General features: G+C 41.1%; 16 protein-coding genes. All 16 read right to left on the minus strand.

All coding sequences use genetic code 11. The features are described 5' to 3' along the window. Window positions 1-9: 9 nt before the first annotated feature. Complete coding sequence (fliF, locus tag AYJ08_RS05215; protein WP_064016849.1) at window positions 10-1584, minus strand: flagellar basal-body MS-ring/collar protein FliF; 1575 nt, start codon at window positions 1582-1584, stop codon at window positions 10-12. A 37-nt stretch (window positions 1585-1621) separates the two neighbouring features. Then, a complete protein-coding gene (gene fliE / locus AYJ08_RS05220; RefSeq protein WP_064016850.1) occupies window positions 1622-1924 on the minus strand; it encodes a flagellar hook-basal body complex protein FliE in 303 nt (100 codons plus the stop codon). A 19-nt stretch (window positions 1925-1943) separates the two neighbouring features. Continuing rightward, window positions 1944-2405: a flagellar basal body rod protein FlgC gene (gene flgC / locus AYJ08_RS05225; protein WP_064016851.1), complete on the minus strand. Its 462-nt coding sequence runs from the start codon at window positions 2403-2405 to the stop codon at window positions 1944-1946. Between the two features lie 3 nt (window positions 2406-2408). After that, window positions 2409-2819 carry a flagellar basal body rod protein FlgB gene (flgB, locus tag AYJ08_RS05230; RefSeq protein ID WP_064016852.1) on the minus strand — a complete coding sequence of 137 codons (411 nt, stop codon included), beginning with the start codon at window positions 2817-2819 and terminating at the stop codon, window positions 2409-2411. A 345-nt stretch (window positions 2820-3164) separates the two neighbouring features. Next, the gene (codY, locus tag AYJ08_RS05235) at window positions 3165-3944 is read right to left on the minus strand and encodes a GTP-sensing pleiotropic transcriptional regulator CodY (RefSeq protein WP_003336902.1); all 780 of its coding nucleotides are present in this window, start codon (window positions 3942-3944) and stop codon (window positions 3165-3167) included. 57 nt (window positions 3945-4001) lie between these two features. Next, complete coding sequence (hslU, locus tag AYJ08_RS05240; protein WP_064016853.1) at window positions 4002-5402, minus strand: ATP-dependent protease ATPase subunit HslU; 1401 nt, start codon at window positions 5400-5402, stop codon at window positions 4002-4004. 6 nt (window positions 5403-5408) lie between these two features. After that, window positions 5409-5960: an ATP-dependent protease subunit HslV gene (hslV, locus tag AYJ08_RS05245; protein ID WP_003336900.1), complete on the minus strand. Its 552-nt coding sequence runs from the start codon at window positions 5958-5960 to the stop codon at window positions 5409-5411. A 6-nt stretch (window positions 5961-5966) separates the two neighbouring features. Then, complete coding sequence (gene xerC, locus AYJ08_RS05250) at window positions 5967-6893, minus strand: tyrosine recombinase XerC (protein WP_003336899.1); 927 nt, start codon at window positions 6891-6893, stop codon at window positions 5967-5969. 61 nt (window positions 6894-6954) lie between these two features. Then, window positions 6955-8268 carry an FADH(2)-oxidizing methylenetetrahydrofolate--tRNA-(uracil(54)-C(5))-methyltransferase TrmFO gene (gene trmFO / locus AYJ08_RS05255; protein WP_064016854.1) on the minus strand — a complete coding sequence of 438 codons (1314 nt, stop codon included), beginning with the start codon at window positions 8266-8268 and terminating at the stop codon, window positions 6955-6957. Between the two features lie 59 nt (window positions 8269-8327). After that, on the minus strand, window positions 8328-10406 hold the full coding sequence (gene topA / locus AYJ08_RS05260; RefSeq protein WP_064016855.1) for a type I DNA topoisomerase: 2079 nt from the start codon (window positions 10404-10406) through the stop codon (window positions 8328-8330). An 84-nt stretch (window positions 10407-10490) separates the two neighbouring features. Continuing rightward, window positions 10491-11579 (minus strand): DNA-processing protein DprA, encoded by a 1089-nt coding sequence (gene dprA / locus AYJ08_RS05265; protein ID WP_064016856.1) that lies wholly within the window; start codon window positions 11577-11579, stop codon window positions 10491-10493. 142 nt (window positions 11580-11721) lie between these two features. Next, entirely contained in the window at window positions 11722-12624 is a 903-nt protein-coding gene (gene sucD, locus AYJ08_RS05270) for a succinate--CoA ligase subunit alpha (RefSeq protein WP_031413662.1), read from the minus strand. Window positions 12625-12678: 54 nt separating this feature from the next. Then, window positions 12679-13839, minus strand: coding sequence for an ADP-forming succinate--CoA ligase subunit beta (gene sucC / locus AYJ08_RS05275; RefSeq protein WP_064016857.1), 1161 nt, complete (start codon window positions 13837-13839; stop codon window positions 12679-12681). A 198-nt stretch (window positions 13840-14037) separates the two neighbouring features. Continuing rightward, a complete protein-coding gene (locus tag AYJ08_RS05280; RefSeq protein ID WP_064016858.1) occupies window positions 14038-15108 on the minus strand; it encodes a hypothetical protein in 1071 nt (356 codons plus the stop codon). Between the two features lie 36 nt (window positions 15109-15144). Continuing rightward, a complete protein-coding gene (locus tag AYJ08_RS05285; protein ID WP_064016870.1) occupies window positions 15145-16035 on the minus strand; it encodes an AlbA family DNA-binding domain-containing protein in 891 nt (296 codons plus the stop codon). Between the two features lie 154 nt (window positions 16036-16189). After that, window positions 16190-16474, minus strand: a complete 285-nt coding sequence (locus AYJ08_RS24880; protein ID WP_064016859.1) for a TrmO family methyltransferase domain-containing protein — start codon at window positions 16472-16474, stop codon at window positions 16190-16192. Window positions 16475-16573 lie beyond the last annotated feature (99 nt).

Consider the following 16573-nt stretch of genomic DNA (forward strand, 5'->3'; position numbering starts at 1 on the left):
ACTCACTCCTTAGTCTTCTGCTAGCCACGTACGAAGCAGAACGACGAACTCGTCTGGATTGCTTCGAGCCAATTTTTCCAGCTGTTTACGAACCACCGCTTCATCTGTATCTTCTTCCAAAGTAGATAGGTCTGGAATATCAGGCGATGGAGTAAAAGGAAATTCCTCTTCGAACTCTACCTCTTCTTGCTCTTGCTGTTTGCGTCGACGAATAAGCATAAACGCAAGTGCTCCTATGGCTAATAAAGCTACTGCTCCGACTCCATACATCACGGTTGGAGTAAAGAAGCCATTGTTGTTATCATCTAGCTTGCCGGAGAACGGTTTTGCAAAAACAGAAATACGCTTGTTCACTTCATCATCGGGTAAATTCTTATTGCTGACGGCTACACGAACAACATTACCAATTACTTTTTGTATGTTTTCTTTGGTAGCGTCATCCAACGTTCCTCCATTTGGAGGCTCAACCCCAACGTTGATAGAAATATCGACAATTTGATATGGACTAGCGGTTACGTTCTTCGTTATACGATTTACTTCACGATTGACAGTATCAGACAGCTCTTCATATTCACTATTGCTACCTTGAGTTGTAGCAGACTGATAACTACCAACTTGGTTATCACCTGTACCGGCTACACCACCGATCGGCGGAGTTCCTTGTCCGGTATATGCTTTTGATAATTTTTGAGAACTAATTATAATGCCTTCATCATTTACAACAGGTGAAACTAAATTTTCTACACGGTTTTCTTTTGAGAAATCCATTTGTACCATTGTATGTACGACAACTTTGTCTCGGCCCATAATGGTGGACAGCATGTTGAATAAGTTCTTCTGTATTTCTCTTTCTACTTTGTTGCGTATCCGCTCTTGCTGTTCAAAAGCAGTAAGTGTACTGCCCTCTTCTTTACCAGCTAACTCCAATGTATTGGAATACTGATCGGTAATCGTTATGTTTTCTAAAGGCAAGTTTTTCACTGAGCGTGAAACAATATGATACAAAGATTTGATTTGTGCATCGTTTAATTGAGTACTTGGGTCTACCTCTACCATGACTGATGCTGTGGCTTTATCTGTGTTGTCCGTCACAAACGTGGTTTCTTCCGGCATGGTTAGAATGACTTGGGCAGTACGAACCCCTTTGACTTTTTCCAAGATTTTTCGAATCTCCTGTTGAAGAGCGTCCTTCTTCATCACTTCAAACTGGCGATCGGTCATGCCAAACATATTATTAGAGAAGATTTCAGAGCTGATTCCAGCATCCTTAGGAATTCCTTGAGCTGCTAGATCAACTATGACATCTTGCGCCATTGTTTGCGGCACTTGAATACCTGTCCCATTTCCAGTTAAACGATATGGGATGTTTTTTGCTTCTAGTTCTTGTTTGATCGCACCAACTTCTTGCTCACTCAATCTGTCATATAAATTTACATATACAGGACGAGAAGCTATGTATAAATAAAGGGAAAGCGCGATAAGTAGGAAAAGAGCTGAAGCACCTATCAATAATTTTTGTTTTTTCGTGAGCTTGTCCCACATTGTCTTTATCTTGTCTCGATATAACAATAAACGTTCGTTCATGGTTCACCTCTACAGAGCTGCATACCCGTTTGGAACCTTACACCTGCATGCGCATGATTTCCTGATATGCTTCGATCGCTTTGTTACGTACTTGCATCGTCATTTGTAACATGAGAGAAGCTTTTTGACCCGCTACCATCACCTGATGGACATCGTTCACTTCTCCTGCGGCATATTTTATTGCCATTTCTTCTGAAACTAATTGCGCCCGATTCACCTGATCAAGGGCATCGGTCATATAGGCCGAGAAATTGCGCGCTACTTCAGCCGGTGAAGCTGTATTTTTTACTTGTTGCAGCGGCTGTGCATTTATGACTGAACCTATGTTATTAATTTCCACCTGTCAGCCAACCCCTTTATTATTTACCATTAATCTCTAGTGCTTTTTGCATCATGCCCTTTAATGCATTCATAGCTGTAACATTTGCCTCATAAGACCTAGAAGCAGAAATCATGTCAACCATTTCTTTTGTCACGTCTACATTAGGCATCAGGACGTATCCATCTAGGTCTGCGTCCGGGTGCTCAGGATTATAGACCCTTTGAAATTGACTATTGTCCTCCTTAATCCCGGTAACATGTACCCCAGATTCCTGACGACCTGCTACATTCCCGACCGCTGCTTGTAGAAGATTGTCGAATGACTCTCCTGTTCTTGGTGATAATTCTACCATCTTACGTCGGTACGGTTGCCACGCCCCATTTACGAATTTCCCGCGAGTCGTATGGGCATTTGCGATATTAGAAGCAATCGTATCCAGCCTTAGCCGATTGGCAGTCAAGGCAGAGGCACTTGTATCAATTCCACGAAACAGACTCATCTACTATCTTCCTCCCTCAACAACACTCTTCAGTTTCGTAAAGTATCCATTTGTTAGCTGAACTAGGCCGTTATACCAAATGGTGTTCTTGGCCTGTTGGCTCATTTCAGATTCAATGTCCACATTGTTTCCATTGTTTTGAATTGACGTTTGGTTGTTCGTTATGATCTGGGCCTGAGGGATATTACCTAAACCTGTGCCAAATGGAATGTGTCTCTGATTCGTTCGATATGCTTCTAAGGTTCGACCACTATTTCCTTCCAATGCCTCCTTCAGCAAGCTTTCAAATACTACATGCTTGCTCTGAAAATGAGGGGTATCAATGTTAGAAATATTGTTGTTAATCACTTTTTGTCTAAGCATAGCGGCGTCTAATGAGTTTTCTAGTACATTTAATTGCGTAGATTGAATCAAGTTTCTCTCCCCTCCTTTGTGCCTAAGCTTACATTTTTCTTCTATTTTCTTTGCAATTCGACATCTAACACGCACCTATAATACCATGAAGAAAACTACTAAGAAAGCCCTATCTTACTAGGACTAGGAAAAATGTTACAAAAGTCTCAATTGGTTAAAATGCCTATAAAAACAGTGCTTTTTACCAATTTTGTCACATTCGTTTCATAAATGTATTAATAATGTGAATACTTATTGTGAATACTATATAACTAAGTGATAAATATGAAAAAAAAGAGAAGAAGGTCAATAGACCCCCTTCTTCATTTTTCAATAAAGCGCATAACAACTGGGTTTTATGTCAGTTTATGGCGTTTTAAGCTTTTCTAATTCCGGAAGAAGTTTGCCATTTAGAACTTTAATAAATGTACCCTTCATACCCAAAGAACGCGATTCAATAACACCAGCACTCTCTAATTTTCTCAAAGCGTTAACAATAACAGAACGTGTAATACCTACGCGGTCAGCAATTTTGGAGGCAACAAGTAGGCCTTCTTTCCCATCTAGCTCTTGGAAAATATGCTCAACCGCTTCAAGTTCACTATAGGACAATGAGCCAATAGCCATTTGTACAACAGCTTTGCTGCGCGCTTCTTCTTCAATTGCCTCTGCACGTTCACGCAAAATTTCCATACCTACTACAGTAGCGCCCACTTCAGTTAGAATTAGGTCACCTTCGACAAATTCTTTATTTACACGAGCCAAGATCAATGTACCCAATCGATCTCCGCCGCCCATAATTGGAACAATTGTAGTCCAACCTGTAGGGAACACTTCTTTCATTTCCACTGGGAAAGCACTATGTGGACTGTTTACATCAAGGTTTGCAGATGTTTCTTCAACTTTTAATAGACCATTGCTATATTCTTCTGGGAAACGGCGATCTTCTAGCATTTTGCGAATACGATCATTGTCGATTTCCTGTGCAATTGCATATCCCAGTAATTTTCCTTTTCTACTTAAAACGAAAATATTTGCATCAATAACGTCACTTAGTACGCTTGACATTTCATTAAAATTAACCGCGTTACCAGCCGTTTTTTGAAGCATACGGTTAATCCTTCTAGTTTTTGTTAGTAAATCCATTGTATATTTCCTCCTGACATCTTCTCACAAATAGATCGCCAATATCTATTTTTCTCTCTATAAAATGTATTGACTTAGGTCGCGATTCTGTACAATACTACTTAACTTTTCTTGTACATATTGAGCGGTAATATTGATCACACTCAGGTTAATATCTGGTGCTTCAAAAGATAAATCCTCAAGCAATTTTTCTAATAGGGTGTGAAGTCTTCTTGCTCCGATATTATCAGTGCTTTGATTCACCTCTGTTGCCAATCGTGCTATCTCATGTATAGCATCTTCAGAAAACACAATTTTAATTCCTTCCGTTTCCAAAAGGGCTTGATATTGTGTAATTAATGCATTTTTAGGTTCTGTCAATATTCTTATAAAATCTTCGACTTTCAGGCTTGAAAGCTCTACTCGGATCGGGAAACGTCCCTGTAATTCCGGAATAAGATCAGATGGTTTGGCTACATGGAACGCTCCAGCAGCCATGAAAAGCATATAATCTGTCTTCACTGGTCCATACTTGGTCATAATCGTAGAGCCTTCCACAATCGGTAAAATGTCACGTTGCACTCCCTCACGTGACACGTCAGGCCCACGACTATCCTTTCCGGCGATTTTATCAATCTCGTCGATAAAGATAATCCCAAATTGTTCAGCTCGAGATATTGATTCTTGAGTCACTTCATCCATATCCACCAGCTTTTGAGCTTCTTGTTGAGTCAAGATTTTACGTGCTTCTCGGATGGTCAGCGTGCGTTTTTTGGTTCTCTTAGGCATCAAGCTCCCAAACATTTCCTGCATCTGATTCCCCATCTGCTCTGCACCAGGAATTTGCAACATATCAAACATGGACGGTGACTGATCTTCTACTTCTATTTCGATCTGTTCGTCCTCTAGCTGACCTGCCGCTAGCTTCCAGGCCATTTGTTTTCGTTGTTGCTCTAAGGTTGGATCTTCCTGATCGCTTTTTTCGGTTTGTTGCTGGTTAGAAAATAACATCTCAAAAGGATTCTTAAAGTTGTTTTGCGGTTTCTTTGAAGGAAGTAAAAGCTGAACTAGCGCTTCTTCAGCATTTTTCTCCGCCTGTTCCTTGACTTTTTCCATCTTTTCCATTTTGACAATTCGGATAGATGATTCCACTAAATCGCGTACCATCGATTCTACATCGCGACCTACATAACCGACTTCTGTATATTTTGTAGCTTCTACTTTTATAAACGGAGCTCCGGTTAGCTTTGCGATACGACGCGCAATCTCCGTTTTCCCGACTCCAGTCGGTCCAATCATCAAGATATTTTTAGGAATCACTTCATCCCGAATTTGTTCCGGCAAGCGACTACGACGATATCTATTGCGAAGCGCTACAGCAATGGCACGTTTGGCCTGCTGCTGCCCTACAATGTATTTATCCAAATGTTCTACAATCAAGCGGGGGGTCAATTGCTCCCAATTTACTAACAAGGACATCTCTCCCTACCCTTCCATTTTCATGTCTTCAATTACTAAATTCGTATTCGTAAAGACGCAAATTTCAGCGGCTGTTAAAAGACTGGCTTCAGCAATCTGCCTAGCTGTTAGCTCTGGTGCATATTTTTTCAAAGCCCGTCCCGCTGCAAGGGCAAAATTTCCGCCTGATCCGATGGCTAGTATGCCGTCGTCCGGTTCAATAATTTCACCATTACCTGAGATTAAAAGAAGATGCTTGCGATTACACACAATCATCATGGCCTCCAAACGGCGCAATACTTTATCAGAACGCCATTCTTTAGCTAGCTCGACCGCCGCTCTCTGTAAATTCCCATGATACTCTTCCAGTTTGCCTTCAAAAAGTTCAAACAAAGTAATTGCATCAGCTACAGAGCCAGCAAATCCTGCCATAACTTCCTCTCGATATAGTCTTCGTACTTTTTTGGCGGTATTTTTCATTACCATACTGTTGCCAAACGTAACCTGACCGTCTCCTGCCATCGCCGCTTCACCCTTATGCTGGACGGCAAAAATGGTTGTAGCATGAAATTGTTCCATAGTCGTTCACCCCCTGTGAAAATTTGCACGCGGATGTGCAGTATCGTATACCTCCCGCAATCTTTCTTTTGTAATGTGAGTGTATACTTGTGTAGTGGAGATATTCACATGTCCTAATAGCTCTTGTACCGTCCGCAAATCTGCCCCTGCATTAAGTAAATGGGTAGCAAAAGAATGACGGAAACTGTGCGGTGAAATCCCTAGATGAAGGGCTGCTTGCTGTAGATACTTATCTACCATTCGGCGCACACTACGATCAGATAAAGGGGTTCCCCTATAATTTAACAAGAGTATTGGGTTATCTTTTTCAGCCTTGGCTAATAACTTCGGACGACCTGCCTGTAAGTATTCTTGCATGGCTTTGATAGCAAAACTCCCAATTGGCACATATCTTTCCTTAGCACCTTTACCGAACACAAGAGCAATTCCGTTTTGAAGGTCAACATCATTAATAGACATTGTTACCAATTCAGACACGCGCATTCCACTTGCATATAAAAGTTCCATAATAAGGAAATCGCGAAGACCAAGCGGTGTAGATGTATCAACTACTCCCAATAGAGCTTCTATTTCATGCGGATACATAAAGGTAGGTAGCTTCTTCTCTACTTTTGGTGTAGACACCATTTGGAAAGGATTTTGATCCAAATGCTCTTCACGCATTAAAAAGCGATAGAAGCTCCGCAAGCTAGACAGTTTTCTCGCAATACTTCGACGGGAAAGACCTTTTCTCGCAAGATGAGCTAAAAAAGACCGACCATGTAAATAAGAAACAGCAGCAAATTCATTGATTTGTTGCTGTTTCATAAATACGACAAATTCATTGATATCTGCTACGTATTGCTTCAGCGTATGAGGAGAGACGTTTTTTTCCACCTTTAGGTAATGGATGTAAGATGTGATCCATACGGAAAACTCTGATGAATTGTCCATCTGAGATGTACTCCTCCCAAATCACATATATAGTAACATAGCGTTAAACAATGAAACAACTTTAATTATGTCTTTTATGTGTAAAATTCTGAATACTGCCAAGCGCGCGTTCAGCAAGCTTTTCGTTTTTTTCCTTTTTGTTCCTAATTTTAATTCCTAAACCTGGTAAAAGACCAAAATTAGCGTTCATTGGCTGGAAATGTTTGGCGTTGGTTGTTGTGATATAATGTGCCATACTGCCCATTACGGTCTCAATCGGAAGAATCATTTGCTCTTCACCCTTAGCAAGACGCGCTGCATTGATACCCGCTAGTAATCCAGAAGCCGCAGACTCAACATAACCCTCAACACCGGTCATCTGTCCTGCAAAAAACAAACTATCCCTATCTTTATATTGATAAGTTGGTCGTAGCAACTTTGGTGAGTTGATAAATGTATTGCGATGCATAACCCCATAGCGAATGATTTCACAATTTTCCAGTCCTGGAATCAATTGAAAAACCCTCTTTTGTTCAGGCCATTTCAAATGAGTCTGAAAGCCTACTATGTTATACAAAGTTGCAGCACTATTGTCTTGTCTTAACTGAATAACAGCATGTGGTTGTTCCCCAGTACGCGGGTCTATTAGCCCTACTGGTTTCAACGGACCAAACAGCATTGTTTGCCGCCCGCGAGAAGCCATGACCTCAATCGGCATGCATCCTTCGAAAAAGACCTCTTTTTCAAATTCCTTTAGAGGAACAGTTTCTGCAGAAATTAATGCATCATAAAAACGATTAAATTCCTCTTCGTTCATAGGGCAGTTTAAGTATGCCGCTTCCCCTTTATCATATCGAGAAGCAACAAACACTTTTTCCATGTCAATTGAATCCTTCTCGATAATAGGAGCCGCTGCATCATAGAAATACAGATACTCTTCTCCCGTAAGCTGCTTTAATTTGTCAGAAAGTGCTGGGGAAGTAAGCGGACCAGATGCAACGATCACAATTCCCTCGGGAATCTCCGTAATTTCTTCATTAATTACCTCAATTAACGGATGGTTACGTACTGCTTCCGTAACATACTCTGCAAATTCATGACGGTCAACAGCCAAGGCTCCACCAGCAGGAACCTGGCATCGATCAGCTGCCTTCATGATTACAGAATCAAATTGACGCATTTCTTCTTTTAAAACCCCAACGGCATTGGTTAATGAATTAGCTCTAAGCGAATTGCTGCAAACCAATTCAGCAAATTTATCTGTGTGGTGCGCCGGAGTTTGCTTAACCGGTCTCATTTCGTACAGCTTTACTGCAACACCAGCCTGAGCGATTTGCCAAGCAGCTTCACTCCCGGCAAGACCTGCTCCAACCACGGTTACAAAAGGTTGTGTCATGGTGAAAAATCCTCTCTATACCTACTATTTAATTAATCAGGGGAATAGAACAAAAAGTTCTAAGAATCCCCTTCTTCTTCGTAATCACATTTTGTACAGACAATATTTACGCCTTGTTTTTTTCGTTTCTTTTCAACGAGCATCTCGCCACACTTTGGACAAGGTCTGGAAATTGGTTTATCCCAGGACAAAAATTCACATTCCGGATAGTTGGTACATCCATAGAAAATACGATTCTTTTTGCTTTTACGCTCGACTACCTCACCACTTTTACAGCTAGGGCATTTAACACCGATATGCTTGACAATTGGTTTGGTATTTCTACAGTCTGGAAACCCAGAACAAGCGAGGAATTTTCCGAAGCGCCCTAATTTGTAAACCAAATGCTTACCGCATAGTTCACAAATCTCATCAGACACCTCATCCTTTAGCTCCACTTCCTTCATTTCTTCTTCTGCAACTTTAACCCGTTCGGAGAAGCCTTGATAGAAAGAATCGAGAACCTTTACCCAGTCTGCTATCCCATCCTCAACCTGATCAAGCCCACCTTCCATTCCAGATGTAAATTCTACATCTAAAATTTCAGGGAAAAACTCTTCAATCAAAGTGATGACGATCTGACCAAGTTCGGTAGGTATAAACCTCTTCTCTTCTAAAGCCACGTATCCACGCTTTTGAATTGTTTCTAGAGTAGGAGCATAGGTGGATGGACGACCAATTCCGTTTTCCTCTAACGTCTTGACCAATCTTGCTTCCGTATAACGTGGCGGTGGCTGTGTAAAATGCTGTTTTGGCTCAATAGCTCTCTCAGATAGAAGCTGCCCTTCCTCGATTGGAGGTAACAGCTTATCATCTTCATTGGAACCGTCATCATTTCCCTCAACATACACTTTCATAAAACCTGCAAATTGTACTTTAGAACCGCTGGCACGAAACATCACACCATTGTTTTCTATGTCTACGCTCATTGTATCGAGAACGGCTGAGGCCATTTGGCTTGCTAAAAAGCGTTCCCATATTAAGCGATACAATCGCATTTGATCTCGACTTAAGTATTCCTTCATGTCATCAGGCGTACGTAAGACAGACGTAGGGCGAACCGCTTCATGAGCATCCTGAGCATTTTCCTTCTTAGGTGCTTGACGAGGTTCCTTTACAGAAAACTCCTGCCCATAATGATTGTTTATGAATTCCTTCGCTTCGTCTTGAGCGGTTTGTGATACGCGTGTTGAGTCTGTACGCATATACGTAATTAAACCGACCGTACCTTCTTTGCCTAAATCAATACCTTCGTATAGTTGTTGAGCAATCATCATCGTCTTAGCAGTACGGAAATTAAGCTTACGAGCGGCTTCCTGTTGCAAGGAACTCGTGATAAAAGCAGGAGCTGGATGACGCTTGCGTTCCTTCTTCTGCACTTTTACGACTCTGTATTCGTCTTTCTTGATTTTTCTCAAAATCTCTTGGACATTCTCTTCTGAAGAGAGTTCTACCTTTTCGTTAGCATATCCATAAAAACGTGCTTCAAATGGTTTTTTATTGGATTCTAATGTAGAAGTAATCGTCCAATACTCTTCAGGAATAAACTGCTGAATCTCTTTTTCTCGATCGTTTATCATTTTTACTGTTACAGATTGAACACGACCTGCACTCAAGCCCTTACGTACCTTTTTCCATAAGATAGGACTAATATTATAGCCCACGAGACGGTCCAAAATTCTGCGAGCTTGTTGAGCGTGAACCAAATCCATATTAATGTGTCTTGGATGCTTAAATGCATCTTTAATAGCTTCTTTCGTGATCTCATTAAACACTACACGCAGAGGCTTTGTCATATCAAGACCAAGATATGTGGCTAAATGCCAAGCAATAGCTTCCCCTTCACGATCCGGGTCGGCTGCGAGATATACTTTAGTCGCTTTCTTAGCTGCATCTTTCAATCCTTTTAAAATGTCACCTTTACCACGAATGGTTATGTATTTGGGTTCAAAATGGTTACCAACATCAACCCCCATTTGACTTTTAGGGAGGTCGCGCACATGGCCCATTGACGCTTTCACGACATATTTGCTGCCCAGATATTTACCTATCGTCTTTGCTTTCGCCGGGGACTCGACGATAACGAGAGTATCAGCCATTCTATTTTTTTCCCCCTTACAAAATGAATCTCCCCTATTATTCAATACGGGATATCCATTTGTCAAACTTCTAATATTTTCCTTCTACACTTCTCTTCTTCTATAAAATTGTCCAGCTTCCTCTTCAATCAAACCTTTTCCTACCAATAAAAGTAAAAAAATATGAAAATCACGCTGAAATTCCTTTGCTATTTTACCCTTGATCTCATCTATATGAAGACTCTTCTCCTGCATACTTGACAATAGTGCTATTTCACCTGCTGATAAATCTATCGCCTTCGTATTTACAGATTTTTTCTGGAATGTAGCTTGTAACCGATAAGGTAGTTCCTCTATGATATCTTCTAATGAACCTATTAATTTCGCTCCCTCTTTAATTAAGGAGTGAGTCCCTTCACTTCCTTTAGCAAAGATGGAGCCGGGAATAGCAAATACCTCTCTATTTTGTTCCAAGGCACAACGCGCTGTAATAAGTGATCCGCTTTTCTCTGCTGCCTCCACAACTATTGTTCCCCAGCAAAGTCCGCTAATAATCCGATTGCGTTCAGGAAAAAAACCAGCCCTCGGAGCTGTCGCTTCTGAATATTCAGATACAAGCAAGCCATGCTGTGCCATTTGCGTATATAATAACCTATTTTGAGCGGGATAAATCCGGTCCAATCCGTTTCCAAGAATACCAATTGTTTCCGCCCGATGTTGGAGGGCAGTTTGATGTGCTATGGTGTCAATTCCTTTAGCTACCCCAGACACAATGACCATGCCAGATTTAGCTAAACTACTCACCAACATCTTACAAGCATCTCGACCATAAGCTGAAGGATTTCTTGTTCCCACAACTCCAATTGAAATTTTATGCAGCAACTCCAAATTCCCACGATAATATAAAAGGATGGGAGGGTCAGGTATTTCGCGTAAATTCTTTGGATACTCTTGATCCCAATATGTAATAAATTGGATTTTCTTCCGTTCCCTTTCTACTTTATCCTCATACACCTGTTTTGCAGTGAGACTAGTAAGAAATCTCCCTTCTTCCTCTCTTTTCTCGAACCAATTTAGGTTATAAGGAGGTTCAAAGCCTCTCTTTTCTTCATATATAGCCCACAAAGCTTTTCTCCCTACTCCACGCTGTCTACTCAATGTATAGACCCAATCACGTTCCTCCAGAACTCTCATCTACCTTCACTCTTTCTTTTTCTTCATTATAAAAAGAGTAAGAGGGGTAGCACAAAAATAAAAAACAAAAAGCCAAGCAAACCCAAACATGTCTCCAAGTCTTGTTTTGGAGTAGTTCAGCTTGTTGACTTTTTGTAACCAATTATTTATTCATTACTTTATCTAGCATTCCTTTTTCTGTCAGGAATTCTACTAATGTTTCACCGATAACAGCAGGAGTTTTAGCAACACGTACACCGCATTCCTCTAGTTTCGCAATTTTCTCAGCGGCTGTTCCCTTACCGCCTGAGATAATCGCTCCTGCATGACCCATACGTTTCCCTGGAGGAGCTGTTTGACCACCGATGAATCCAACCACCGGCTTTTTCATGTTAGCTGCAATCCACTCAGCCGCTTCCTCTTCTGCTGTACCCCCGATTTCTCCGATCATAATAACCGCTTCTGTATCAGGATCTTCATTAAATAATGCTAATACATCGATAAAGTTAGTGCCGTTTACTGGGTCGCCACCAATCCCAACTGCTGTTGATTGGCCCATACCGCGGGTTGTTGTTTGATGAACGGCTTCATATGTCAACGTACCAGAGCGGGATACAATCCCCACTTTGCCTGGAGTATGGATATATCCTGGCATAATCCCAATTTTACACTCTCCTGGAGTAATGACCCCTGGGCAGTTTGGACCGATTAAACGCGTCTTTTTGCCTTCCATGTAGCGTTTCACTTTAACCATATCAAGAACAGGAATTCCTTCGGTAATGCAAATAACTAAATCAAGATCGGCATCTACTGCTTCCATGATGGCATCTGCTGCACCTGCTGGCGGTACGTAGATTACAGAGACAGTGGCTCCTGTTTTTTCTACAGCTTCCACAACGGTATCAAAAATTGGAATCCCGTCTACTTCTTGTCCGCCTTTTCCAGCGCGTACTCCGCCTACCATTTGTGTTCCGTATTCAACAGCACCGCGAGTATGGAACAAAGCTGTAGAGCCTGTAATCCCCTGTGTAATCACTTTCGTATTTTTATTAATTAAAATACTCATCGCGTATGTTTCCCACCTTTTTATCGTCTTCTTGCTTCTGCAACGGACAACATCCTACTTTACGAGAGCAACGATTTTCTCGGCTCCATCAGCCATGGAATCAGCTGCAACGATATCTAATCCTGAGTCCTTCAGAATTTGTTTACCAAGCTCAACGTTTGTACCTTCCAGACGAACGACTAGAGGCTTGTCTAAACTTACTTGTTTCGCCGCTGCTACTACACCGCTCGCGATAATGTCGCATTTCATGATACCGCCAAAGATATTGATGAAAATACCTTTCACCTTAGGGTCTGACAGAATGATCTTGAAAGCTTCCGTTACTTTCTCTTCTGTCGCACCGCCCCCAACATCTAGGAAGTTAGATGGATCGCCGCCATAGAATTTAATAATATCCATGGTTGCCATTGCTAAACCAGCACCATTTACCATACAACCGATGTTACCATCCAGAGCGATATAGGATAGATCATATTTAGAGGCCTGAATCTCTTTTTCGTCTTCTTCTTCTAAATCACGTAATTCCACTACATCAGAATGACGATAGAGGGCATTGCTATCAAAGTTTAATTTTGCATCTAAAGCCATTACTTCGCCGTCACCTGTGACAACCAGTGGGTTAATTTCAGCGATGGAACAATCTTTGTCAACGAATGCTTGATATAAGCTCATCATGAAACTAGCAGCTTTATTGACTAACTCAGCAGGAATATTGATCGCAAAAGCCAAGCGGCGAGCTTGGAATGGTAGCAAACCCGTAACAGGATCAATTACTTCTTTAAAGATCTTCTCAGGTGTATGAGCTGCTACTTCTTCAATCTCCGTACCGCCTTCTTCTGATGCCATCATGACAACGCGATTGGTGGCACGATCAACTACTACCCCTACGTAATATTCTTTCTTAATGTCACAGCCTTGCTCAATTAGTAAGCGCTTAACTTCTTTGCCTTCTGGACCTGTTTGGTGGGTTACAAGGACCTTACCAAGAATTTCGTTTGCATATGTACGGACTTCATCCAGATTCTTAGCAACCTTAACACCACCAGCTTTTCCGCGACCACCAGCATGGATTTGTGCTTTTACCACTACGACCTGGGTGCCAAGCTCTTTTGCTGCTTTCACTGCTTCATCTACGGAAAAAGCTACTCGGCCTTCCGGTACCTTTACTCCGTATTGTTTTAGTATCTGTTTTCCTTGATACTCATGAATGTTCATTCTGCAACCTCCTATGGCAGTTTGAATCAATAATGGTGAGCAAAAGTATAATTTCTTGCTAGACCAAGCAAAAACCAGCCCTAAAAAGCTCTGGTCGGACAAAAAGTGTCAATGTTATGACGTATTTATTTTACGATAAGATATGAAAAAAGTCACTCACTTAATGGTACGTTATCATTTATGAACTCAGTAAATTATTCAGTCTTGTCTCGTAAACAGAATAGCCTCTATATTCGCTTGCAAGTTAGGCCAATAGTATTGCTTCCCTTGATAAAAAACATAATTTCCTTCTATCTTCATCGGATATCGTTGTTTATTGATAGTAAAGCTCAGGTTCAAAGATGTATTGGAGCCGTCTTCTTGTCGCCACATGGTAGAAGTAGAAGGCTGGGTACGTGAAAGCACACGAATTGCTTGATGAATTCTGCCCTGTTGCATCAGATTCTGTTTGATAAGATAAGCTTCTCGTTTATTGTCGTGAGATCGGATATCCTCTGCTTCTAATTGTGTTGCTTCATATAATTCCTCCCATACTGACTTTTTAGGACTATCTGGCAATAACGTAGATACGAGTTGATACAAGGAAGGATTTGTTTTGTAATATATTGTTTCCCTTCCTACCACACAGCGAAGCAATGTTGGTTGAAGCAGTTCGTAATGAGGTTCACTCGGTCTCTGAGGATAGTTCACCTGAAAGGAAGGATAAATCGGATATGCCTGAACAGGTTGATCTAACATTTTGCTTTCTGCTAACAACCTAATGACCTCCTGAGCTACTGTCCCTCTCACTGTCAGGGCATTGGATTGGGGTAAATCCAGTGCTTGGAATTCTACCCCATCCAATTCTTGAACTTTTATGATAGCTAGCCCAAGTTGCTTACGTGCGGTTTGGTAGAACACGCTGGCATTTTCACCTCGATATGTATTGTTTGCATAGGTGAAGCCCTGCTCGCCAACCTCTAAAACAAGTGGAGCCTCTTTTTGTCTATAGGCAATTAGTCTAAATTTAACTTCCTGATCCTTCAGCCTATCCTTCGACATCATCAAAGACAGACGACGGCCGGTAAAATTTTTCTCAAATTCTTCTATAGATAGTGGTATTTCTTGTCCTGTTGTAGTGAGGACAGAGACTCCTTCCAATGCCTGAAAAACCTGTGAAAGGTCCACTTTTTCCTCAGACCCATAGCCGTTTGATTGCGTGGAGCACCCAACAACGACAAAACAAGTCCATATAACGGACATTAAGCAAACATGCCAGCTTTTTTTCACGCATGTCCCCTCCTAATCTACTTCTATGTTGTCTATCTACAGCAGTCCTAGACGACGGCTTATATCGCTGCCTAATCTACGCTTTACATAAATTTCGCCGATTTGATGAGGGTCCTTAACAATAAAAGAGCGATTGTTGGTTCGAATGGAGACATATTTTTCATTATTTTTATCAAGTCCGCATATCAATTCATTACCAACCTCTACGAATATACTAACTACAAATTTCCCCTCAACCTCCCGTAACGAGATTTTTGGAAAAGGATGTAATATCGGCGTAGTTTTAATTTGAATATACTGGGTAATAGCAAGTAAGTATTTATCTGGATCACCATAATGGGCAAGCTCATCGTTGACACCTATTATCTTTGAATCATCGCTAATCCCTAAAAATATATTTCCATTATTACTGTTAGCAAAGGCGACAATCGCTTTGATGATCGCTTGCTTTGAATGTAAGAAGTCCTGTTTAAATTCAATCATATCGTTCTCACCCAGCTTAGTAGCGATGAGAGGGTCATCCAGCCTACCTAGATGGCGAAAACGACTCAGTGCTCCTAGTCGATAAACATAATCCTCAAATAAATCGGCCGGCAATGATATATCTTCAATAACTGCATCCATCTTCTGCCATAGCTGATAGGTTTCTCTAGAAAAGCACATATCGAATAAAACCGTGCTTCCTAACGATTTCATGTTCATTCCAACTGCGACACTGTTGCGATAGGCAGGCTGATAAGCATCCACTCCTCTTACCTGCATAACCCCTTTTTCAATAAGGAAGTCAAAATAGAGACGCGGTAATACAAGTAACCGTTTAAGCAGCATCGGATGGAGAGAAGGAAGACGATCATGGAACAAATCAAACAGAATTTCATTTTCCGAGACACGATGGATCTCGGCAAGAAAAGTACATAAGGTTTTCATCATTCACCCCGTTGCCCCTCTAGTGTTTTTATGAAGATGTTCATTAGGCACACTTTTCGTTCAATCATTCTTCCTGTAATTAGGCTCCTTGCTCTTACATTCTTATTCCTTTTTAGTTTATGTTATCTATACTCATTTCAATTAATTTTTCTTATCATACTAAAGTAATATTACAAAACAAAGACAAAAGCTGATCTGATTTCAATTTCTTCGTTCTTACTGTTTTGTTAACAGAAAAAGCGCCCCACAATGGATCGCTTTTTCTGAAAATGAACGTATTTAAAAATATTGTTTCATTAAAATAGTCTACCCAGTCTGGCACTTGTATATCTGAAACATGATCAAAAACTGGAAAATATGGTTTTATATCAAGTACAGGTGTTTCATGTATAGCATCTAACCCTTTTACAATCAAGCGATCCTTGTGAGTATCAATCATTCGAACAGCAGGGGAACCAATAGGTGTAGGTCGATGCTTTCTTAGCCCGTTGTGCGAAAATGCCGGTTAAGGGCATCTCTTCTCTATCCTGTGGTCTCC

This window comes from Brevibacillus sp. SKDU10 (assembly GCF_001645205.1).
Lineage (GTDB): Bacteria > Bacillota > Bacilli > Brevibacillales > Brevibacillaceae > Brevibacillus_B > Brevibacillus_B halotolerans.